Source organism: Nocardia sp. NPDC058633, from assembly GCF_042717045.1.
In the GTDB taxonomy this organism is placed as follows: Bacteria; Actinomycetota; Actinomycetes; order Mycobacteriales; family Mycobacteriaceae; genus Nocardia.
The window spans coordinates 1-21,327 of the sequence record NZ_JBHXRA010000006.1; the positions used below are offsets into that span (position 1 = coordinate 1).

The following is a 21,327-nucleotide window of genomic DNA, read 5'->3' on the forward strand; positions in this document are numbered from 1 at the left end:
GCTGGGAGTGGTGTTGTGGCGAGCCCTGGGGTGGATTTGCTGGCTGGGAGTGGTGTTGTGGCGAGCCCTGGGGTGGGCTTGCTGGCTGGGAGTGGTGTTGTGGCGAGCCCTGGGGTGGGCTTGCTGGCTGGGAGTGGTGTTGTGGCGAGCCCTGGGGTGGGCTTGCTGGCTGGGAGTGGGGGCGTGGCGGGCATGGGGTGAACGGTGGCGCTGGGTGGTGTGGGAGGGCTGTGGACTTCGGGTGTCCGGTGGGGTCGTCGTGCGGGTGGCGGCGGACTGTAAGGAATCGATTCGACGGGGTCGGTAAAGTGCCGGTGTGGTTTCTCCCGATGTTGTCCCTGATGCTGTGGCGGATCGTCGTGCTCGCCTGCTGGCGGGGGCGGCGGTGACTTTGGGGCAGCTCAACGATGTTCTGGCGCCGTTGGGGGCGATGTTCGCCGAGCGGGGGCACAGCCTGTATCTCGTCGGTGGCAGCGTGCGCGACGCGGTGCTCGGCCGGCTCGGCAACGACCTGGATTTCACCACCGACGCGAGGCCGGAGGTCGTGCAGGAGCTGCTGCGTGGGTGGGCCGATCATCTGTGGGATACCGGCGGCCTGGCCTTCGGCACGGTCAGCGCGGCCAAGGCGAATCAGCAGCTCGAGATCACGACTTTCCGCGCCGATACCTACGACCGGGTCTCGCGCAACCCCGAGGTCACCTTCGGTGACACGCTCGACGGTGACCTGGTGCGTCGCGATTTCACGGTGAACGCGATGGCGGTGAAGATCGCCGCCGACGGGTCGCTGGAGTTCGTCGACCCGCTCAACGGTATCGACGCGCTGCTCGCGGGCGTGTTGGATACCCCTGCGGCACCGCAGGATTCGTTCGACGACGATCCGCTGCGGATGTTGCGGGCCGCGCGGTTCGTCGCCCAGCTGGGGTTCGAACCGGCGCCGCGGGTGCGCGAGGCGATCGTCGAGATGGCCGATCAGATCGACCGGATCACCGCCGAGCGGGTGCGCGCCGAGCTCGACAAGCTGATCGGTGCCGACCACCCGATCGACGGCATCAATCTCATGTGCGACACCGGCCTGGCCCAGCGCGTGCTGCCCGAGGTGCCCGCGATGAAGCTCGAGATCGACGAGCACCACCAGCACAAGGATGTGTATCAGCATTCCCTGACGGTGCTGCAGCAGGCGATCGACCAGGAGGAGGGCGACCCCGACCTGGTGTTGCGCTGGGCGGCGCTGCTACACGACATCGGCAAGCCCGACACCAAGCGCAACGAGCCCGCGGGTGGGGTGAGCTTCCACCATCACGAGGTGGTCGGCGCGAAGATGGTGCGCAAGCGGATGCGGGCGCTGAAGTATCCGAAGGCGTTCACCGAAGAGGTCGCGCGACTGGTGTTCCTGCACCTGCGTTTCCACGGGTACGGCAAGGGGCAGTGGACGGATTCGGCGGTGCGCCGGTATGTCACCGACGCCGACGATCTGCTCGATCGCCTGCACAAACTGGTGCGCGCCGACTGCACGACTCGCAACAAGCGCCGCGCGGCGGCCCTGAGCTCGACCTACGACGAACTGGAAGAGCGGATCGCGGCGCTGCGGGCGCAGGAGGACCTGGCGCGGGTTCGGCCAGATCTGGATGGCAACGCGATCATGGAACTGCTCGGTCTGCCGCCGGGTCCGCAGGTGGGCAAGGCCTGGAAGTTCCTCAAAGACCTGCGCCTGGACCGTGGTCCGATGACGCGCGAAGAGGCCGAAGCGGCCCTGCGGGAATGGTGGACCCAGCAGAACTGATCAGAACACGATCAGCGTTGTCCCGGCGATGATGGCGTCGCGGATCTGGGAGAGGTCGAACGAACCGGTGGTCTCGGGCAGTTCGAGCCGGAACTTCACCACGTCGCCGCGGCGGTGCGCGTAGGAGATGCTCGCCCGGTTGGGCAGGTCGTCGAGCAGCAGCGCGGGTGCGGGTACGACGCGTTTGGGCAGGCGGATGCCGTACCAGCTGGCTTTGCGGATGTCGAGGGTGAGCAGGTTGTCGTAGACCTGCCCGTCGACGACCGCCCGCATCTTGCGCGTGCGATGCGTCGCGACAATGTGTCCGTGATCGTCGAGGCGCACCCGCCAGTCCAGATTCTGGGCGTCCACCCAGTCCACCATCGCACCGATCCCGATGGTGCCCTCGATGTCGAGTTGCTGGACCCGGACTTTGGTCGGCACACCGGGAATCAGGCGGACTCCGTGCGCGATCACGGTGACCGTGTCGAAGGGATGTGAGTCCCAGACCAGGTTCGAGAGCACCGTTTTGCTCTGGAAGTGAGCGCCGCGTCTGCGCACCTTGAACGAGTCGAGGGTGGCGGTGAGGTCGTGCTCGAGCAGCGTGGCGCTGATCTGCTGGCCGCCGAAACGGCTGAGGATGCCCTCGCTGAGCACGGTCATCAGCACATCGGGCATGAGCGCGGTGACGGTTCCGGAACCCAGGTCGGCGACGGGGTCGGCCCAGGACGTGGTGAAGCCGAGCCACTGGTCGATCCACGACGGGTCGAGCAGGCGTTTGCCCATGTCGACAGCGCCCGCCAGTGACCAGGACTTCGGATCGAAATACGTGGCCATGATGGCTTCGAGCGTACTTGGCCGGATCGCCGCTGACCATGAGATGTGACCTGATGAGGCGAGATCACCGCGCGCCGATCATCACGGCGCGTTGCTTCCGAAAGTGCGGAGCCATTTCCTTGTTTTATCCGTATCTGCGGACCTATCCTGACGGTGTGGCGAAACTGCGAATCAAGGAAGCGGCCGATCTGCTCGGCGTCAGCGACGACACGGTGCGTCGCTGGATCGACGCGGGCGCCCTGACAGCGACCAAAGACGCCGCGGGCCGCTTGGTGCTGGACGGCAAGGAGCTGGCCGAACACGCCGTCGGTCAGGCGCGCACGCCGCACACGCAGGTGGGTAGTGCCAGCTCCGCGCGCAATCGGTTCCCGGGTCTGGTCACCCGCGTGGTGTCGGACACGGTGATGGCGCAGGTGCAGATGCAGTGCGGCCCTTTCACTGTGGTCTCGCTGATGAGCAGTGAATCGGTGCGCGAGCTGGGCCTCGAACCGGGCAGTGTCGCGCTGGCGAGCGTCAAGGCGACGACGGTCGTGATCGAGAAGGCCGCCGAGTGATCGGCCGGTTCGCGCTCGCCGCCGCACTGGTGCTCGGCGTGAGTGGTTGCGGCAGTGATGATTCGGGCAGTTCCACGCTGACGGTGTTCGCGGCGGCCTCGTTGAAGAGCGTTTTCACCGGCTTGGAGAAGGACTTCGAAGCCGCCGATCCCGGTGTGGACGTGCAGTTCTCGTTCGCGGGATCCTCCGATCTGGCCGCGCAGCTGCAAGCGGGCGCTCCCGCCGATGTTTTCGCCGCCGCCGACCAGCCGACGATGGACAAGGTCGTGCGGGGCGGCCGAATCACCGAGGCGCCGGCGACTTTCGCCACCAATGTCCTCACGTTGGTCACCGCACCGGGAAATCCCAAGGGCATCAACGGGATCAACGACCTTGCCGACGCCACGCTGGTTGTCTGCGCGCCGCAGGTTCCGTGCGGTCGGGCGACGAAAATGGTCGCCGATGCCGCGGGCGCCACCCTGCGCCCGGTGAGCGAGGAGTCCTCGGTCGCCGATGTGCTCACCAAGGTGACTTCCGGCCAAGCCGACGCGGGCTTCGTCTACGTGACCGATGCCGCCGCCGCGGGTGCGAAGGTGAGCACGGTCGCCGTCCCCGAGGCGTCGGCGGCTGTGAACACATATCCGATTGCGGTGGTGGCGGATTCGACGCAGGCGGCGCATGCGCGAAGGTTCGCCGACTTGGTCACCGGGCCCACCGGTCGAGCGGCTCTCGCCGCCGCGGGGTTCGGTGCGCCGTGATCGGGGGCGGCGCGGTAGACGAACCCGGTATCACCGGGACCGGATCAGCGGGTGCTGGTTGGTCGGCGTCGTGAGGACCCTGTGTGCGCCAGGACTCGGTGCCGCGTGAGCACCGGGCTGCCTCGGTGGATGTCGGTGCCCGCCGTCATCGGGTTCGCGCTGGTGGTACTTCCGTTGGTGGCGTTGGCCTGGGGGGTCGAGTGGGGTCGGTTTGTCGAGCTGGTGAGCACCGAAGCCTCGAGGGACGCACTGTGGTTGAGCTTGCGGACCGCGGCCTCGAGTACAGTGTTGTGCCTGGTGTTCGGGGTGCCGATGGCGGCGGTGCTGGCGCGCGCCCGATGGCGCGGGTTGCCGGTGTTGCGGGCACTTGTGTTGCTGCCGTTGGTGTTACCGCCGGTGGTCGGGGGCATCGCGCTGCTCTACACGTTCGGTCGGCGCGGGCTGTTGGGCGAACACCTGGAAGCCGTGGGAATTCAGATCGCGTTCAGTACCTTCGCTGTGATCCTGGCGCAAACCTTTGTGGCGCTGCCTTTTCTGGTGCTCACGCTGGAAGGGGCGTTGCGGACAGCGGGCAGTCGCTACGAGCAGATCGCCGCGACGCTCGGTGCGGGGCCGAGCACGGTCTGGTGGCGGATCACCCTGCCGCTGCTTCGCCCCGCCCTGATCTCCGGCGCGGTACTCGCCTTCGCCCGCGCCCTCGGCGAATTCGGCGCCACTCTCACCTTCGCGGGCAGCCTCCAGGGCCGTACCCGCACCCTGCCCCTGGAGATCTATCTCCAGCGCGAAGCCGATCCCGACGCCGCCGTGGCGCTCTCGGTCGTGCTGATCGTCGTCGCTGTTCTGATCGTCCTGCTCGCCTATCGCCGAACCAGTCCGATTCCCGGCACGCAACTCCGTAGCGGCGGTGCGCGGGCAACCGCTGACGCGCCGCTGATCGGCGGTGCGAAGTGACCGGGGATTCGTCGGCCGCCACGGTCGCGTCACCGCGCCGCTCGACCGGTCTGTCGGTCTGCGCGCGGATCGCCGCGCGCGATCTCGACGTACGGATCGAGGTAGCCCCCGGCGAGGTGCTGGCCGTGCTCGGTCCGAACGGGGCGGGCAAATCCAGTCTCCTGCAGGTGATCGCCGGGCTGATCGTTCCCGACGAAGGACAGGTACGACTCGGTGACCGCACGCTCACCGACGCGGCGAAAGGCATCGCGCTACCCCCACATCGACGCGGGGTCTGCCTGCTCGCCCAGGATCCACTCCTGTTCCCCCATCTCAGCGTGCGCGACAACGTTGCCTTCGGCCCACGCAGCCGAGGTGCGAAGCACGCCGCCGCGCGAAAGACCGCCACCGACTGGCTGACAGCGGTCGACGCCACCGACCTCGCCGACCGCCACCCCGGCGCCCTCTCCGGCGGCCAAGCCCAGCGCGTGGCGCTGGCCCGAGCCCTCGCCGTCGACCCGGATCTGCTGCTCCTCGACGAACCCATGTCGGCCCTCGATGTCGACGTGGCCCCGGCCATGCGCACCCTGTTGCGGCGCGTCCTGCGCGACGAACCCGGCCGTGACCACCCCCGCTGCGCGGTCCTGGTCACCCACGACATCATCGACGCCATCACCCTCGCCGACCGGCTTGTCGTCCTGGAAGCGGGTCGCGTGGTCGAATCCGGGCCCGTGGCCACAGTGATGTCGCACCCCCGCAACCCGTTTGCCGCTCGGATCGCCGGGCTCAATCTCCTGCGCGGTACCGGTGTCGAGTCGGCGCTCGAACCGGTGGTCGAGGCGCGGCAGGATCGCCACTCGACCCCGGACCAGGCGCGCTCAGCGAGCCGGTCGGGCCTCGTCGAACCTTCGGTGCCGCGGATCCATCATGACCACCTCGGTGATCCGGCGCCGACCTTCGGGACTGTGCTCGTGGAAGACCTCGGTGTCGATGGCCGCGTCGTCGGCGATTTCGTCCCCGGCGCTCCCGCCGCCGCGGTCTTCTCGCCGGCGGCGGTCTCGGTGTTTCGCACCCGTCCCGGCGGCAGCCCGCGCAACGTCTTCAGGGTCGACATCGTGGAGATCACCGACCGCGGCGGCATCGTCCGGGTCCGCGGTGACGCGCCGCGCGCGCCCGGCTTGTGCGCGGATCTGACCCCGGCCGCGGTCGCCCAACTCCAGCTCAGCCTCGGTGCGCAGGTGTACTTCGCGGTGAAGGCCACCGAGGTCGGTGTGTACGCCTGCTGAACCGCGCCCCGGTGACAACGGTATGAATCTGTGCGTTCATGCTCGAAATACCGGGGTACCTTCCCGGCGAGTGACCCGCGAAAGACCGGAGGGCATCGCATGCCGCTGGACCTGAACAGTGATCTGGGCGAAGGCTTCGGCCCGTGGCGGATGGGCGACGACGCCGCCATGCTCGACATCGTGACCAGCGCCAACATCGCGTGTGGCTTCCACGCGGGTGACCCGACGATCATGCGCCGCACCTGCGAACTCGCGGTGGCAAAGGGTGTGCGGATCGGCGCGCACGTCGGCTATCGCGATCTGGTCGGTTTCGGCCGCCGCGATATCGCCATCGCCCCGGCCGATCTGCGCGACGAGGTACTCTATCAGATCGGCGCACTCGCGGCCTTCGCGCGGGCCGCGGGCGATCGGGTGCGGTACGTGAAACCCCATGGCGCGCTCTATCACGCGGCGGCCCGCGATCGCCTGCTCGCCGAGGCCCTGGTCGCCGCCGTGGCGGAGGCCGAACCGGGGTTGGCGTTGCTCGGCCCGGCGGGCACGGAACTGGCACGGGCGGCCGCGCCGCGCGTGGGTTTCGTCGCGGAGGGATTCGCCGACCGGGCCTACACTGCAACAGGTTCGCTGGCCCCGCGCGGAGTTGCCGGGGCGGTGCTGTCACCCGACGACGCTGTGGCGCAGGCGACATCCCTTGCGCTGTCGGGGACCGCGCGTACCGTAGACGGTCCCGGTACGGTCGCCGTGTCCGTGGCCAGCGTGTGTGTCCACGGCGACTCTCCGGCGGCCGTCGAGATGGCCCGCCGGATTCGGGGGGCGCTCGATGAAGCCGGGGTACCGGTGGAGTCGTTCAGCTGAGGGGCGGGAGGCAAGATGGACATCGATTGGAACGCGCGGATCCGACCCGCGGGTGATCGCGCCGTGCTCATCACCCTCGACGACCCGCGTCCGGTGCAGCGCTTGGCCTCTGCGCTGCGCGTGCACGCGATCGCCGGCGTCGAGGATGTGCTGCCGGCGGCGGAGACGGTGCTGGTCACCATGCATTCGGTGAGCTACGGCGTGCAGGTCCGCCGCGAACTCGTCGCGCTGCTCGACCGGTTGGATCAGGAGCCACCGCAGGTGGATTCGCCGGATGTTTCCCGTGGAACAGCGCCCGATGGCGAGCCTGTCGTGGAGATTCCCGTTCGCTACGACGGCGCGGATCTGCCCGAGGTGGCCGAGCTGCTCGGCCTGTCGATCCCGGCGGTGATCGCGGCGCACACCGGCACCGACTGGCGGTGCGCGTTCGTCGGTTTCGCGCCCGGTTTCGGCTATCTCACCTCGCCGGACGGCAGGCTCACCGTGCCGCGACGCGCTGGTGCCCGTACGGCGATCCCGGCGGGTTCGGTGGCGCTGGCGGGCGGATATTCGGCGGTGTATCCACGCGGCACACCGGGCGGATGGCAAGTGATCGGCACCACCGATCTCCGCATGTGGGCGGTGGACCGCGATCCACCCGCGCTGGTGCGGGCGGGATCGGTGATCAGGTTCGTCGCCGCGCAGGACTAGCGCTTCGGCGGAAAATCAAGGGCTGCTCAACGACGCGCCGCCTCGACAGCGAATCGGGGACAGATCGCATGTTGATCTATATCGAGCGGGTGGGACCGCTCGCGACGGTGCAAGACCTGGGCAGACAGGGCTGGTTCGATTCCGGCGTCGGCCAGGCGGGCGCGGCCGATCGCGGGTCACTGCGGCTGGCGAACCGGCTGGTCGGCAATCCGGAGAACTTCGCCGCCATCGAGGTGCTGCTGGGCGGCCTCGCCCTGCGCGCCGACGGTCACCTCACCGTCGCGGTCACCGGCGCCCCCGCCCCCGCCACCGTCGACGGCACTCCGGTCGGCCACGCCAGTGTGCTCGAACTCGACGAGGGGCAGGTGCTGCGACTCGGTCTGGCGAGCACCGGTCTCCGCAGTTATGTGGCGGTGCGCGGCGGGATCGAAGTGGCCAAGGTGCTGGGCTCGCGCAGCCGCGACACGCTGTCCGGCATCGGACCGGACCCGCTGGACGTCGGTACGCAGTTACCCGTCGGTCCCCCGCCGCGCACCCTGCCGACCGTCGACTTCGCGCCGGTCGCGTTGCCCCCGGAAGTGCTCACGGTCCGGGCTTGTCCTGGCCCACGCGCTGATTGGTTCACCGACCCCGATCAGCTGTTTCGTGGGTCCTGGACCGTATCCACCGATACTGACCGGGTCGGCGTACGCCTGGATCGCGCCGACGGACCGCCGCTGGTGCGTTCGATCGCGCGCGAATTGCCATCGGAGGGCGTGGCGTTGGGCTCGGTGCAGGTGCCACCGAACGGTCAGCCGGTCGTGTTCCTGGCCGACCACCCGATCACGGGCGGGTACCCGGTGATCGCCGTCGTGCTCGACGCCGATGTCGACCGCATCGCGCAGGCGCGCCCGGGTGCCACGCTGCTGTTCGTGCCCGCGCCGGCGATCAGCGCGGCGGATTCAACCGGGCGTGCATGAGATACACGTTGTAGCTGTCCCATGCCGACATCGTGAAATACAGATCCCGCGCGGTCGACCAGGGATGGATGAACCCGCCGTACGCCTTCGGATACATCTCGGTGGACACCAGCGGCACCGTCGAGGTCCACGCGCCCTGGGGGCTACCCGCGGTCCGCAACACGATCTGGCTCGCGGCCGAATCGAGGTAGACCATCTGCCACTGCCCGCTCTCCTCGTCGAACCGCACCGACAGCTCACTGGCTGTGCCGTAGACCAGCGGTGTCGCCGAATTCGCCGACGTGGGCGCCCAATTGCCGTCCACCCAGTACTGGTAGGCCGACTTGTTGAGCACGTCGTCCTTGCGCACCCTGGCCAGCCCGATCAGCCCGATCCGGCCGTTGGGCGTGCCGAACATGTAGACGTAATCCCCGTGCGGCACCATCGCGGCCACCTGGAATTGCCCCAGCCCGAACATGTTCTCCCAGCGGGCATGCTGATCCTTGGTCCAGGTCTGGCCGCCGTCGTCGGAGTAGGCGAGTCCGCCGTAGTTCGTCATCCACATACCGGGGATCTTCGACCAGTGGTTCACCGACATATAGCTCATGAATTGTCGGTTTCCGAGCGCGAATCCCGAGGTCGGGATGGTGGTGGTCTCCCAGTTCTTGATCTTGCGGCTGCCGAGGAGCTCCGCGGCGTGGCAGGGGCTGTCCTGCACCATCGAGTCGATGGTGATTCCGTCGCTCAGGTCCTTGTCGGTGCTGTAGGCGAGCACATTCGAGCGCCAGTCGGCGGTGTCGGCGCCCGCGCCGCCGTAGGCCCAGCCCTCGCCGAAGGTGTCGCCGAAGACCATGGCGACCTTGCCCGGTTCGGTTTCCCAGAACAGTCCGAGGTCGGTGCCGTCGACCTGCCAGCGCATATCGGTCCGGTTGGCCGAGCCGTGCCCGGTGACCTGGTCGACGAGCCGCACGGACTCCACCCTCGCGGGCGCGACCGGCGCTCCCAGCGGTCCCCGTTCGACCGGCCGGATCACCGGCGTGGGCGCTTGCTGGGCAGGTTCGCCCTCGCCGCCGGGCACCGGGATCGGAATGGGCTCGATCTCGGGATTGATCCTGATTCGCGGCAACGCGACCGCCGAACCGGTCGAGGTTGTCTCGTCGGTACTTTCGGGTTCGGGTTCCGGCGTGTCCCTGACGTCCGGACACGGATTCCGGCACGGGTCCGAGGGCAGCGGAACCTGCACGACGCGGGTCTGGTCGTGCGGCGGATCGGGAATCGGCACCGGCGTCAGCTGGGGTACCCAGACCGGGATGTCGATGCTCGGCGGCAGGATCGGCGGGGGCGGTGCGGCCGGATCGGGCAGCCGGTTGACCGGGTCGAATCCTGTTTCCCCGCAGATGTTCACCGGGGGCGGCACCCAGGGCAGCGGGCCCGCCTGCGCGGGAACAGCGAGAATGGCCGACAGCACCACTCCCACGGCGGCAGTTCCGTGCGATACCGGTCTTGCGCGCATCTGGCTCCCTCGAATCGGTGTCGGCGAGGTACACCTGTGATCTTGTGTGAACTTACCGGAACCGATCGCTGTTGCCGTGCGTCCAAACAGATGTGAACGAAATCGAGTACGTCTTCGGAACCGGCGACGCGGGCGTGCACCACTGGTCGAGCCACGACGATTTGGCCGACACGAGCGCCGTCGACGCGCTCTGGATCGACTACGACACCGGCATCGACAACGATGCCTTCCTCCCCGATATCCCGTTGGCCACGGTCGATCACCGAACGGTGCTGGCCAAGGAACCCGCGGGCACCCTCAGCAGGCCACCCTGGCTCGACGGGAATTGAGCGCGATGGCCGCGATGCCGAGGACGTAGACCCCGGCACCGGCCAGCACCACCCCGATCGAATGTCCGTCGGCCGGGATCACCAGCGCGGTCACCGCGATCGCCAAGACGAAGCAGACGTTGAAAACCGTGTCCTGCAGGGCGAATACCTGCCCGCGCTGATCGTCGTCGATGTCGATCTGCATGCTCGTGTCGCCGGTCAGCTTGATCGTCTGGCCGGCCAGGCCGAGCCCGAACGCGCCGACCAGCAGCAGTCGGTGCGCGTTGTCGGTCGCCGGGCCGGTCGCCAGCGCGATCGGCGTCACGAGCGTGAGCTGCACGATCACCGCCGTCGTGAGCCCGGCCAGCACGGTGCGCGGCCTGCCCAGGCGCGGGATCAGGATCGGCGTGAGAATCGCGGCCAACAGCATGCCCGCCGCCGCGAAGCCGATCGCGACCCCGAAGCCGACCAGGCCGCCGCTCATCTGGTCGCCGTCGCTCGGCTGACGCAGCACGAGCACCATGATCAGGGTGTTCGTCCCGAACACGATGCGATGCGCGCCGATCCCGATCATCGCTGTCGTCACGTGGACCGAATGCCAGACCGCCCGCGCGCCGGTGCGCAGACCGGCCGCGATGGCGTGCACGGCGGTCTCCGTCCCGGCCGAACCGCGATCGGGCCCGAGCACATGGGGGCGGAATCCGTAGGCCAGCACCGCGCCGACCAGCGAGCCGATCCCGCTGAGCACCACCGCCACCGCCGAGGCCGCGTCACCCGCGCCGATCAGCGCGATCACCGCCACCGATGTTGCCGCTCCGATCCCGGCACACACCGAGGCCACCGTCGCCAGCACCGAATTCATCGGCACCAGCCAGTGCTGTTCGAGCACCCGGGGCAGCGCCGCCGACACACCGGCCAGCACGAACCTACTGATCCCCACTGTCGCCAGCGCCAACACCAGCAGCGGCGCCTCCCCCACACCGAGGAACAAGCAGGTCGCGGCAGCGGCGATCAGCACCGCCCGCGCCACACTCGCGACCAACAGCACACCGCGCCGATCCCACCGATCCAGTAGCGCGCCCGCGTAGGGCCCGAGCACCGAATAAGGCAGCAGCAGCACCGCGAACCCGGCGGCGATCGCCAACGGATCGGTCTCGCGTTCGGGGTTGAACAGGATGGCACCCGACAGCGCCGCCTGGAACATCCCGTCGCCGAACTGCGCGGCCAGCCGTAGCAGCGCCAGGCGCGGCATCCGCGGATTCCGCCGGAACACGCCACGGATGTCGCCGAGTAGATGTCTCATCGAGATCGGCTGCTCATCCGCCGTATTCGAGCCGTCCGGGGGATGAGTCGACACGCCATGACCCTAATGCCAAGGCAACTGTCCAGGTGACCACGCACAACCCGTGAGCCCCACATCCGCACCAGGGGTGCCAGAATTGACCTGTGACGCCCCCATCGACGACACCTCCGCGGATCGAACTACACCGCGGTGGCGACCGGATGAAGACGCGGATCCCGTGGCTCGACTCCAAGCATTCGTTCTCGTTCGGCGAGCACTACGACCCCGACAACACCCATCACGGGCTGTTGCTGGTGAACAACGAGGACGTGGTGCTGCCCGGCGAGGGCTTCGACACGCACCCGCACCGAGACATGGAGATCGTCACCTGGGTGCTCGGCGGCAGCCTCGTGCATCAGGACTCGCTGGGACACAACGGGGTGATCTACCCGGGTCTGGCCCAGCGGATGAGCGCCGGCACCGGCATCATGCACTCGGAGAAGAACGACTCATGGCGCCTCGACGGCAACACGCACAACGAACCCGTGCATTTCGTGCAGATGTGGGTGGTCCCCGACGAGCCCGGTGTCGACCCCGGCTACCAGCAGCTCGAGATCGATGACGAACTCGCGCGCGGTGGTTTGGTCACCGTCGCCTCCGGGCTACCGCGCTATCGCGACCGCACCGCGATCGCGATCAATTCCTCGCACGCTGCCATGCATGTGGCCCGGATGACGGCCGACAGTCCCGGTGTGACCCTTCCCGATGCCCCCTACCTGCATGTTTTCGTCGCACGCGGGGAGATCGACGTCGAGGGTCTCGGCATCATGTCCCAGGGTGACGCGATCCGGCTGACCCGCTCCGGCGGCCAGCTGATCCGCCCGCACGGCGACGCCGAGGTGCTGGTCTGGGAAATGCACGCCCGGCTGGGCGGGCAGTGAGCTCAGGCCGAACCCGGCTGCCGTGACAGGGTCGCCGACCTGGCATTGGTGCGGGTAGCGGCGACGATCTGCGCGAAATCCGGCCGGAAATCACCGTCGGGCGGCTGCATCCAGGTGCGATAGCCGCTGCGCTCGTCGGCGGGCGACGGCAGGACGACGTCGCTGCCGGGTAAGGCGACGGAGGCGCACACCCGGAACAACTCGGCGAACAGCACGGTGTCGAGGTAGGAGTTGTCGACCGGCCCGGTGAGGAAGGTCCAGCGGCCGGAGCGCGGATGGGCGATGATCGGCCCGCACCGCAGGCCCCGCGTGACGAGCTGGCCGCGGACTCGTTCGCCCAGGGTCGAGGGCATCACGACCGCGCCGACGGAGCCGATCTCGAGCACGATCCGCCCCAGCGCCGCGTCGACGACGCCGTAGAGGCCATGATGCTTGCGGTACTGGCGACAGCGCGCCAGCGCGTCCTGGGTGGCCGAGTATTCCTCGGCCGCCGTATACCCGCCCTTGTCCTCATCAGTGCGCAACGTGCTCATCACGACCTCGTCTCTGTCGACGCTGGCTCGATGTAGCTGTGAATTCGCTCGATGGGAGCGAATCTCGGTGAGAGGTGGAGCATCACGACCGGGTAGCGCGAGAAACTTTTCATAACGGCAGGACGTGAGAGAAAAAGACCGTTCCGCACAGCCTATAGCCGCACAACCGCGCTGACAATAGTCAGTAGCTGGTGTGTCGATCGGCGTACGATAGCGGCCCATGGCTCCCGTTTCGCCGACCGTCGCGCGGTGGGAACTCGTCCTGCGATTGCGCGAACTCCGCGAGCAGCGCGGATTCGATTCGGCTGGTTTCGCCCGTCGCGTCGGGTTCACGCCCGCCAATTGGTCGCATGTCGAGAAGGGTAGGAGGGTGCTCACCCGGACCACCATCGAGCCGGTTCTCGACGTGCTCGATGTGGCGCCCGACGAGCGGCGGGAACTGCTCGCCCTGCTCGCGGCCAGCAAGCAGCGCGGTTGGTGGGCGACGGCCTCGTCGGCCCTGATCGGCCCCGAATTGCAGCGGCTGTACGGGATGGAGGCGGGTGCGCAGAGCGTCCGCAGCTACGACAGCATGATCGTGCCGGGGTTGTTGCAGACCGAGGCCTACGCCCGGGCGCTGATCAGCGCCGATGTGATGATCCGCCCGGTGCAAGTAGACCAATTAGTCTCGATAAGACTGCGCCGGCAACGGCGACTGCGCGAACCCGATCCACTCGAACTCACCGCCGTGCTCGGCGAGGCCACCCTGCGTCAGCAGACCGGCGGCGGCGAGGTGCTGCGTGAGCAGTTGCGGCACCTGGTCACGCTGGTACGTGAACTCGACACCGTCGAGGTGCGCGTCATCCCCTTCAGTGCGCCCGAAGGCGCGGTGCTCGGCGGATCCAGCTTCCATCTGCTCGACTTCGCAAGCGATCAGCTACCGACCTTCGCGTGGGCGGAGAGCGCGGTGTTCGGCGGTCATGTCGACGACGCCGAACAGGTCCGCGATCTCGGCTTCGCGTACGTGCGTGCTCGCGAGCAATCCCTTTCCCGCACCGAATCTCTCGCCCTGATCAGGGAGTATGCGAGCGTGTAAGATTTGGGGCATGTCCACCACCGCTCGCCGCAGCCCGGCCGAACACGGCTGGTTCACCTCGTCACGCTCGAATAACGGCAACCAATGTGTCGAGGTTCGTTTCGACGGAGACGCTGTCCAGATACGAGACAGCAAATTCCGCCGCAACCCGATGAACGCCGGCCTCGACGAGCCCATCATTACCGTCGACACCGCCTTGTGGACCGCCTTCCTGCACTGCGTCCTGACTTCGCGCCGCCACCCCGACCTGGTCGCCCACGTCTCCCCCGACGGTTCGGCCACCCTCCGCCACGAAGACGTCCTGCTCCACTTCACCGCCCCCGAATGGGAAGCCTTCGTAGCCGGCGTCCGAGACAACGAATTCGCCTCCGTGTAGGCGCCGCCCACGATGGCGGCGCAGCGGCCGGTTCGCGGAGTCGAGCGCCGAGAACCAGCGGCGCCGGCCGCAAACAACACGGCATACTGGGGGCGTGACTTCCGATCTGAGTGCTCCCTCCGGTATTGATCTGTCCTTCCGCGATCAAGATGTGCGGGTGCAGGACGATCTGTTCGCACACGTCAACGGGCGGTGGCTGGCCGGATACGAGATCCCGGCCGACCGCGCCGTCGACGGTGCGTTTCGCACGTTGTACGACCAGGCCGAGCTCGATGTCCAGGCGATCATCACCGACAGCGCCTCCGGTGCGGCCGACGATGCCGACGCCCGCAAGATCGGGGATCTGTTCACCAGCTTCATGGCCACCGATGTGGTCGCCGCGGCCGGGTTCTCCCCCATCGCCGAGGAGTTGCGCTCGATCGCCGAGGTCGCCGATCCGAGCGCGTTCGCCGCTCTGCTCGGCCGCTTGCAGCGCACGGGCGTGCGTGGCGCACTCGCCTACTACGTCGATACCGATGACAAGAACTCCACCCGCTACCTCGTGCACGCGACCCAGTCGGGCATCGGGCTGCCCGACGAGTCCTACTACCGCTCCGAGGAGTTCGCGCCGATCCGCGACGCCTACCTCGCCCACATCACCAAGATGTTCACCATCGCCGCCGCGGACGCGTCGTTGGAGGGCCTGCTCCCCGCTGATCCGGCCGACGCCGCCCGTCGCGTGTTCGAGCTGGAACGCACCCTCGCCGCGGGGCACTGGGATGTAGTGCGCCGACGGGACGCCGAAAAGAGCTACAACCTCACTACTTTCGCCGACTTGGTCGCCGAGAACCCGGAATTCGACTGGGCCGCCTGGGTCGACGGTGTCGCCGCCGGTCTCGACCGTGACGGCGAGGACCTGTTCGCCGAGCTCGTTGTGCGCCAGCCCGACTACCTGCGTGCCTTCGCCACCGCGTGGGCCGAACTGCCGCAGGCGGATTGGCAGGCGTGGACGGCCTGGCAGGTGCTGCACGCGCGCGCCGGGTTCCTCACCGACGAGATCGTCGAGGAGTATTTCGGCTTCTACGGCCGCACCCTCACCGGGGCCGAGCAGAACCGCGAGCGCTGGAAGCGCGGAGTGTCGCTGGTGCAGGAGCTGCTGGGCGAGGCGGTCGGCAAACTGTATGTGGCCCGGCATTTTCCGCCGCAGGCCAAGGCCCGCATGGTCGAGCTGGTGGCCAACCTGCAGGAGGCCTACCGCCGCAATATCGCCGACCTCGAGTGGATGGGTCCCGACACCCGCGCCGCCGCACTGACCAAGCTGGAGAAGTTCACCCCCAAGATCGGTTACCCCGACACCTGGCGCGACTACTCCGCGGTGGAGATCGACGCGACCGACCTCGTCGGCAACTACCGCCGTGGTCATGCCGCCGATCACGACCGTGATCTGGGCAAACTGGGTGGCGAGGTCGATCGCGGTGAATGGTTCATGACCCCGCAGACCGTGAACGCCTACTACAACCCCGGCATGAACGAGATCGTCTTCCCGGCAGCGATTCTGCAGCCGCCGTTCTTCGACATGAACGCCGACGACGCCGCGAACTACGGTGGGATCGGCGCGGTGATCGGTCACGAGATCGGCCACGGTTTCGACGACCAGGGCGCCAAGTACGACGGCGACGGCAACATGCAGGACTGGTGGACCGACGAGGACCGCGCCGAATTCGGCAAGCGCACCAAGGCCCTGATCGACCAGTACAACGTGCTCTCCCCCGCCGACCTGGACGACGAGCACACCGTCAACGGCGAGTTCACCATCGGCGAGAACATCGGCGACCTGGGCGGCCTCTCGATCGCCCTCGCCGCCTACAAGATCTCGCTCGACGGCAAGGAGCCGCCGGTCATCGACGGCCTCACCGGTTTGCAGCGCGTCTTCTACGGCTGGGCGCAGGTCTGGCGCACCAAGGCCCGCACCGAGGAGGCGATCCGCCGCCTCGCCGTCGACCCGCATTCTCCGCCGGAGTTCCGCTGCAACGCGGTGATCCGCAATATCGACAGCTTCTACGAAGCCTTCGACGTGACCCCCGACGACGCGCTGTACCTCGATCCCGCGCAGCGCGTGACGATCTGGTGACGTGCTCGATCCTGCCGGCGGCATCCCGCCGGTAGGGTCAGACCGGTTGCTCGAGAAGGGGTTCGATCAGTGCGGTATCAGCAAGTAGCCGACGATGTCTTCACCATCGCGGGCACAGATGTGAACATGGTCCTGCTCCGCGAAGGCCGCGACCTGACGCTGATCGACGCGGGTTGGCACGGCGACGCCGGCCGGATCGAAGCCGCCGTCGAAGCCCTCGGCCACCGGCCTCGCGACATCACCGCGGTCCTGCTGACCCACGCGCATCTCGATCATGTCGGCGCTCTCAACTACCTCCAGGCGACATACGGCATTCCCGCCTACACCAGCCGGCTCGAGGTGGCCCACGCCAAGGGCGAGGTCCACGAGTCCGCCACGCCGCTCGATGTCATCAAACGTCTCACCGACATCTCCACCTGCGGCTGGGCCCTGCGGATCACCCGCGCGGGCGGCTTGCGCAAGAACCCGGTCCCCCACATCCAGCCCTTCCCCACCGACGGCGCGCTGGATCTCCCCGGCCACCCCACGCCGATCCCCACCCCGGGACACACCTCCGGTCACTGCGCCTTCCATCTCGCGGCAGCGGGCGCGGTAGCCACCGGCGACACCCTGGTTACCGCCCATCCCACCTCGAAATTCCAAGGCCCCCAGGTACTTCCCGACTTCTTCAACCACTCGACCCCGCGAACCCTGACAGCCCTGGCCGCTCTCGAGGACCTCGCCGCCGACCTGGTCCTGCCCGGCCACGGCGACCCCTTCACCGAGGGCATCGGGCAGGCGGTAGCCCGAGCGCGGAGCCACGCGACCACCGATCACACCTAGCGATACCAGCGGCGAGTAGTCGGCTCGCTACTGACGTTCCCTCCGAAAAACGCGAGTAGCCGACAAGTTCGTAGCGTTTTCTATAGCGAAAGTACAGTAAGAGCGCATGAATTGGCCGGCCCACCGCACGGAGCAGCGTCCCTGGTCGGAGCGAGACGGACGAGGTCCGCGGGTCGGCCCCATGCCCGAGCAGGTCGAGGTGTCGATCCCCCCGTTCATCGCCGAGCTCGATTTCGCCACGCGGCGAACAACATCGGCCAGTGAAGCCGCGGTGATCGCGGTGACACATCTGGAGGCCGGCCAAGGCCAGTATTCGGCACCGCTGCGCGAATTCCTGCTGCGCAGCGAGGCGGTCGCGTCGTCGCGAATAGAGCACATCGACGCGGGCTGGCGAGCATTCAGCAAAGCCTTCGGCGGCGCGACGGCAGGCGCCGAGGCGGCGTCACAGGTCGGCGCGGTGCGCGCACTCGCAGGCTTGGTCGACACGGCGGCGACCGGCCGGATCACGCGGGAAAGCCTGCTCGGTGCCCATCGCGTGCTGATCGCTCCGGAGTGGGAGAAGGCCGGGCGCTTGCGCACCGTCCAAACCTGGATCGGCGGCAGCGATTACACGCCGCTCAACGCGCTGTATGTGCCGCCGCCACCAGAACTGGTGCCCGCGTTGATGGCCGACCTGCTCACCTTCGCGGCGCGCGGGGATCTGCCGATCCTCGTCCAGGCCGCGATCGCGCACGCTCAGTTCGTGTCGATCCACCCGTTCGTCAGTGGCAACGGCCGGATCGGCCGCGCCCTGGTGAGCGCCATTCTGCGCCGACGTGGGCTCACCGACCGGGTCACCGTTCCCTTGGCGTCGGTGATGCTCGCCGACACCTCGCGCTACTTCGCCCAACTGGCCGCCTATCGCACCGGCGCCGCCGACGAGTTCGTCGTCTATCTGGCGCTCGCCGCGGTGTACGCCAGCGAGGCGGCGATCGACTCCGCCCGCACCCTCGCCGCACTCCCCCAGCGCTGGCGAGACCGCGCCCGCCCCCGCGGCGGTTCCGCCGACGAAGCGCTCCTGGCGAACCTGCTCGAGCAGCCGATTCTCACGATCGCCGTCGCGAACGCCATCACCGCGACTACCGACTCGGCCACCTACCGGGCCCTCGAACGACTCGTCGACATGGGCGTTCTCGAAGTCGTCTCCGACTCCAAACGCAATCGGATCTGGGCCGCCACCGACATCCTCGCCGAACTCGACGCCCTCAACGCCGCGATCGGTCGACGTACCGCGGCGGGCCTGTCCTGACGCCCGGTTCTCACCTCAGGCGAAGTTCCGTTTCGGCGTCGAAGAAGAACACCTCGTCGGGCTTCGGCCGCAGGTGCAGGGTTTCGCCGAGGGTGGTGTGAAAGCGGCGGTCCACGCGGACGACGATCTTGCCGGAGCGGGTGGACCAGTCGGTGCCCGCGCCGTGGGTGTAGACGAAGGATTCCGCGCCCAGTTCCTCGAGCAGTTCGGCGACGACGGTGATGCCCGCGGGGTCGGCGGTGACCTCCCAGGATTCGGGTCGGATGCCGAGGACCACACGGGCACCGGAAACACTGCGGGGCAGCGGGATTCGTAGCCCGTCGAGGACTGCTTCCCCGTCGACTACGGGTGCTTCGAGCAGGTTCATGCCGGGCGAACCGATGAAGCCGGCGACGAAAGTGTTCAGTGGGTTGTCGTAAAGCTCTCGCGGAGAGGCGATCTGCTGCAGCGCGCCGTCACGGAGCACGGCAACGCGGTGCCCCATCGTCATCGCCTCGACCTGGTCGTGGGTGACGTAGACCGTGGTCGTGCCGAGACGCTGCTGCAAGGCCGCGATCTGGGACCGGGTGCTCACCCGCAGTTTCGCGTCCAGGTTGGACAGCGGCTCGTCCATGCAGAACACCTGCGGGCGGCGCACGATGGCCCGACCCATGGCGACACGCTGACGCTGCCCACCGGAAAGCTTGGCAGGCTTGCGATCGAGCAAGGGCTCCAGCTCGAGCATCGCCGCGGCTTCCTTCACCCGAACCAGGGTGTCGGACTTCGACATTCCCGCGTTGCGCAGCGCGAAGCCCATGTTCTCGGCGACGGTCATATTCGGGTAGAGCGCGTAGCTCTGGAACACCATCGCCACGTCGCGGGCACGCGGGGGAAGGTCGGTGACATCGCGGTCGCCGATCCGAATAGTTCCCGATTCGACAGATTCCAGCCCGGCGAGCATTCGGAGGCTGGTGGACTTGCCGCAGCCGGAAGGGCCGACCAACACGAGGAATTCACCATCGGCGATGTCGATGTCGAGTGCGTCGACGGCGGGGGCGTCGGCGCCGGGATAGCGGTGGGTCACACCGTCGAACTGCACTGTCGCCATGGCGAATCTCCTGGGAGGGAAGCGAAACGGGCCGGTGGTCACGACGAACCACCGGCCCGCGCGGGCACTACTTGGGCAGCTTGGGGGTGATCTGCCGGTCGATGATCGCCTGCACATCGGCGGCGACCTTCGCCAGAACCGTTGCCGGATCGGCGTTCTGGAGGCCGATCTGCTCGTAGCCGGTACCGATGATCTGGTCGGCGCCGGGCACGAACACCCGCGCGTAGTCCTGCGACTTCGTCACCGACAGCTGGTCGATGGCGACCTTCGAGTTCGGGTTCTTCGCCAGGAAGTCGATCTCGGACGGATCGGTGACGGCCGACTTGCGCACCGGCATGTAGCCGGTGTTCTGCGAGAAGTAGGCGGTGTTGGCGCCGTTGGTGATGAACTCGATGAACTTGAGCGCGTTCACCTTCCGGGCCTGCGAGATGCGCGAAGGCACGGCGAGCCCCGCACCGCCGGTGGTGACGCCGGGACCGTTCGGGTGCGGCAGGAAGGCGGTGCCCAGCTCGAAGTTGCCGGTGGAGTTCTTCAAGATGCCCTTGAGGTCGCCGGTGGAGGCGATGGTGGAGGCGGCCACGCCGGTGCCGAAGTCGACCGCGATCTGCGGGCGGATCGCGGCGTACTTCTTGACGTTGATCGAGTCGCGCAGGTAGGTGGCTGCGGCGATGGAACCCGGATCGGTGAACCTCAGCTTCCACTGATCGGAGTAGGCCCCGCCGAAGGTCCAGTTCGGGCCCTGGAAGGTCCAGCCCAGGTAGTTCTTGGCATCACCCCAGGCGTGGGCGAACTTGTCGCCGCCGACCACGGACTGCACCTTGGGGCCCCACTCGTCGAATTCCTGCCAGGAGTTCGGGCCGCGGTCGGGCAGGCCGGCCTTCGCCCAGACATCCTTGTTGTAGTAGAACAGCGGCGTCGAGCGGGCGTAGGGCAGGGCGTAGTGCTTGCCGTCGAACAGGTAGTCGGCGGCGAGGGAGTCGACGTAGTCGCCCAGCTGCACACCCGCGGCACCGAAGTGCCCGTCGAGCGGCTCGATGGCCTTGCTCAGCGCGTAGTTGAACCACCAGACATCCGACAGCACGACAACATCGGGCAGTTCGCCACCGGTGAGCGCGGCGTTGAACTTCTGCGCCACCTCCTCGTAGTTCTTGCCCGCGTCGACCAGGTTCACCTTCAGGTCCGGGTGCTCGGCCTGGAAGCGGTTGATCAGCTCAAGCTCCAGCTCCTTGGAGGTGCCGGGGTGGTTGGACCAGAAGGTGATGGTGTCGGCGTCGCCGGAATCACCGGATCCGCCACCGGTGCCCGCGCAGGCGGTGAGCGCCAGAGCCGCTGCGGCGCCACCGGTCAGGCCGAGGAAGCCGCGGCGGTTCAGCGCCGGGAATCGTGAAGTGGACACGTGGAACTCCTGT

The 21,327-nt window shown here is 67.9% G+C and carries 21 protein-coding genes; 15 read left to right on the plus strand and 6 right to left on the minus strand.

Features of this window, described 5'->3' with window-relative positions; translation table 11 throughout:
• Positions 1–316: 316 nt before the first annotated feature.
• Entirely contained in the window at positions 317–1,780 is a 1,464-nt protein-coding gene (locus ACFWUR_RS08930; RefSeq protein ID WP_378904205.1) for a CCA tRNA nucleotidyltransferase, read from the plus strand.
• Here ACFWUR_RS08930 and ACFWUR_RS08935 read toward each other — a convergent pair whose 3' ends face one another.
• Positions 1,781–2,596 (minus strand): hypothetical protein, encoded by an 816-nt coding sequence (locus ACFWUR_RS08935; protein ID WP_378904208.1) that lies wholly within the window; start codon positions 2,594–2,596, stop codon positions 1,781–1,783.
• A 155-nt stretch (positions 2,597–2,751) separates the two neighbouring features.
• Between ACFWUR_RS08935 and ACFWUR_RS08940 the strand changes: the two genes are divergently transcribed.
• From ACFWUR_RS08940 to ACFWUR_RS08970, 7 genes are all read left to right on the plus strand, one after another.
• Complete coding sequence (locus ACFWUR_RS08940; protein WP_378904211.1) at positions 2,752–3,150, plus strand: molybdopterin-binding protein; 399 nt, start codon at positions 2,752–2,754, stop codon at positions 3,148–3,150.
• Entirely contained in the window at positions 3,147–3,887 is a 741-nt protein-coding gene (modA, locus tag ACFWUR_RS08945) for a molybdate ABC transporter substrate-binding protein (protein WP_378904214.1), read from the plus strand. Before ACFWUR_RS08940 ends, modA begins: the two co-directional genes overlap by 4 nt.
• 129 nt (positions 3,888–4,016) lie before the next feature.
• Positions 4,017–4,838: an ABC transporter permease gene (locus tag ACFWUR_RS08950; protein WP_378904981.1), complete on the plus strand. Its 822-nt coding sequence runs from the start codon at positions 4,017–4,019 to the stop codon at positions 4,836–4,838.
• Positions 4,835–6,103 carry a sulfate/molybdate ABC transporter ATP-binding protein gene (locus tag ACFWUR_RS08955; RefSeq protein ID WP_378904217.1) on the plus strand — a complete coding sequence of 423 codons (1,269 nt, stop codon included), beginning with the start codon at positions 4,835–4,837 and terminating at the stop codon, positions 6,101–6,103. The genes ACFWUR_RS08950 and ACFWUR_RS08955 overlap by 4 nt, the downstream gene beginning before the upstream one ends.
• 99 nt (positions 6,104–6,202) lie before the next feature.
• Positions 6,203–6,955, plus strand: coding sequence for a LamB/YcsF family protein (locus ACFWUR_RS08960; RefSeq protein WP_378904220.1), 753 nt, complete (start codon positions 6,203–6,205; stop codon positions 6,953–6,955).
• 15 nt (positions 6,956–6,970) lie between these two features.
• The gene (locus tag ACFWUR_RS08965) at positions 6,971–7,645 is read left to right on the plus strand and encodes an allophanate hydrolase subunit 1 (protein ID WP_378904223.1); all 675 of its coding nucleotides are present in this window, start codon (positions 6,971–6,973) and stop codon (positions 7,643–7,645) included.
• 68 nt (positions 7,646–7,713) lie between these two features.
• The gene (locus ACFWUR_RS08970; RefSeq protein ID WP_378904226.1) at positions 7,714–8,604 is read left to right on the plus strand and encodes a biotin-dependent carboxyltransferase family protein; all 891 of its coding nucleotides are present in this window, start codon (positions 7,714–7,716) and stop codon (positions 8,602–8,604) included.
• Here the strand turns inward: ACFWUR_RS08970 and ACFWUR_RS08975 are convergent.
• A complete protein-coding gene (locus ACFWUR_RS08975; protein ID WP_378904229.1) occupies positions 8,573–10,096 on the minus strand; it encodes a DUF4185 domain-containing protein in 1,524 nt (507 codons plus the stop codon). The genes ACFWUR_RS08970 and ACFWUR_RS08975 overlap by 32 nt on opposite strands.
• 92 nt (positions 10,097–10,188) lie before the next feature.
• Here ACFWUR_RS08975 and ACFWUR_RS08980 point away from each other — a divergent pair, with 92 nt between their 5' ends.
• On the plus strand, positions 10,189–10,425 hold the full coding sequence (locus ACFWUR_RS08980) for a hypothetical protein (RefSeq protein ID WP_378904232.1): 237 nt from the start codon (positions 10,189–10,191) through the stop codon (positions 10,423–10,425).
• Here ACFWUR_RS08980 and ACFWUR_RS08985 read toward each other — a convergent pair.
• The gene (locus ACFWUR_RS08985) at positions 10,394–11,707 is read right to left on the minus strand and encodes an MFS transporter (RefSeq protein ID WP_378904984.1); all 1,314 of its coding nucleotides are present in this window, start codon (positions 11,705–11,707) and stop codon (positions 10,394–10,396) included. The genes ACFWUR_RS08980 and ACFWUR_RS08985 overlap by 32 nt on opposite strands.
• A gap of 200 nt (positions 11,708–11,907) precedes the next feature.
• Here ACFWUR_RS08985 and ACFWUR_RS08990 point away from each other — a divergent pair, with 200 nt between their 5' ends.
• A complete protein-coding gene (locus ACFWUR_RS08990) occupies positions 11,908–12,627 on the plus strand; it encodes a pirin family protein (protein ID WP_378904235.1) in 720 nt (239 codons plus the stop codon).
• Positions 12,628–12,629: 2 nt separating this feature from the next.
• Here ACFWUR_RS08990 and ACFWUR_RS08995 read toward each other — a convergent pair whose 3' ends face one another.
• A complete protein-coding gene (locus tag ACFWUR_RS08995) occupies positions 12,630–13,160 on the minus strand; it encodes a hypothetical protein (protein WP_378904238.1) in 531 nt (176 codons plus the stop codon).
• Positions 13,161–13,380: 220 nt separating this feature from the next.
• Here ACFWUR_RS08995 and ACFWUR_RS09000 point away from each other — a divergent pair, with 220 nt between their 5' ends.
• From ACFWUR_RS09000 to ACFWUR_RS09020, 5 genes are all read left to right on the plus strand, one after another.
• Complete coding sequence (locus ACFWUR_RS09000; RefSeq protein WP_378904241.1) at positions 13,381–14,235, plus strand: helix-turn-helix domain-containing protein; 855 nt, start codon at positions 13,381–13,383, stop codon at positions 14,233–14,235.
• 10 nt (positions 14,236–14,245) lie between these two features.
• Entirely contained in the window at positions 14,246–14,611 is a 366-nt protein-coding gene (locus ACFWUR_RS09005; RefSeq protein WP_378904244.1) for a DUF397 domain-containing protein, read from the plus strand.
• A gap of 94 nt (positions 14,612–14,705) precedes the next feature.
• Positions 14,706–16,721, plus strand: coding sequence for a M13 family metallopeptidase (locus ACFWUR_RS09010; protein ID WP_378904247.1), 2,016 nt, complete (start codon positions 14,706–14,708; stop codon positions 16,719–16,721).
• Positions 16,722–16,790: 69 nt separating this feature from the next.
• A complete protein-coding gene (locus ACFWUR_RS09015; protein WP_378904250.1) occupies positions 16,791–17,543 on the plus strand; it encodes an MBL fold metallo-hydrolase in 753 nt (250 codons plus the stop codon).
• 106 nt (positions 17,544–17,649) lie between these two features.
• A complete protein-coding gene (locus ACFWUR_RS09020) occupies positions 17,650–18,831 on the plus strand; it encodes a Fic family protein (protein ID WP_378904253.1) in 1,182 nt (393 codons plus the stop codon).
• Between the two features lie 10 nt (positions 18,832–18,841).
• Here ACFWUR_RS09020 and ACFWUR_RS09025 read toward each other — a convergent pair whose 3' ends face one another.
• Positions 18,842–19,918, minus strand: a complete 1,077-nt coding sequence (locus ACFWUR_RS09025) for an ABC transporter ATP-binding protein (protein ID WP_378904256.1) — start codon at positions 19,916–19,918, stop codon at positions 18,842–18,844.
• A gap of 67 nt (positions 19,919–19,985) precedes the next feature.
• Positions 19,986–21,314, minus strand: coding sequence for an ABC transporter substrate-binding protein (locus tag ACFWUR_RS09030; protein ID WP_378904259.1), 1,329 nt, complete (start codon positions 21,312–21,314; stop codon positions 19,986–19,988).
• Positions 21,315–21,327 lie beyond the last annotated feature (13 nt).

Excerpts from the sequence above, each read along its gene's own strand:
- ACFWUR_RS08935 (WP_378904208.1), bottom strand. The coding sequence starts at position 2,596 with ATGGCCACGTATTTCGATCCGAAGTCCTGGTCACTGGCGGGCGCTGTC.
- ACFWUR_RS08950 (WP_378904981.1), top strand. The coding sequence starts at position 4,017 with ATGTCGGTGCCCGCCGTCATCGGGTTCGCGCTGGTGGTACTTCCGTTG.
- ACFWUR_RS08960 (WP_378904220.1), top strand. The coding sequence starts at position 6,203 with ATGCCGCTGGACCTGAACAGTGATCTGGGCGAAGGCTTCGGCCCGTGG.
- ACFWUR_RS08965 (WP_378904223.1), top strand. The coding sequence starts at position 6,971 with ATGGACATCGATTGGAACGCGCGGATCCGACCCGCGGGTGATCGCGCC.
- ACFWUR_RS08970 (WP_378904226.1), top strand. The coding sequence starts at position 7,714 with ATGTTGATCTATATCGAGCGGGTGGGACCGCTCGCGACGGTGCAAGAC.
- ACFWUR_RS08975 (WP_378904229.1), bottom strand. The coding sequence starts at position 10,096 with ATGCGCGCAAGACCGGTATCGCACGGAACTGCCGCCGTGGGAGTGGTG.
- ACFWUR_RS08985 (WP_378904984.1), bottom strand. The coding sequence starts at position 11,707 with ATGAGACATCTACTCGGCGACATCCGTGGCGTGTTCCGGCGGAATCCG.
- ACFWUR_RS08990 (WP_378904235.1), top strand. The coding sequence starts at position 11,908 with ATGAAGACGCGGATCCCGTGGCTCGACTCCAAGCATTCGTTCTCGTTC.
- ACFWUR_RS08995 (WP_378904238.1), bottom strand. The coding sequence starts at position 13,160 with ATGAGCACGTTGCGCACTGATGAGGACAAGGGCGGGTATACGGCGGCC.
- ACFWUR_RS09000 (WP_378904241.1), top strand. The coding sequence starts at position 13,381 with ATGGCTCCCGTTTCGCCGACCGTCGCGCGGTGGGAACTCGTCCTGCGA.
- ACFWUR_RS09005 (WP_378904244.1), top strand. The coding sequence starts at position 14,246 with ATGTCCACCACCGCTCGCCGCAGCCCGGCCGAACACGGCTGGTTCACC.
- ACFWUR_RS09020 (WP_378904253.1), top strand. The coding sequence starts at position 17,650 with ATGAATTGGCCGGCCCACCGCACGGAGCAGCGTCCCTGGTCGGAGCGA.
- ACFWUR_RS09025 (WP_378904256.1), bottom strand. The coding sequence starts at position 19,918 with ATGGCGACAGTGCAGTTCGACGGTGTGACCCACCGCTATCCCGGCGCC.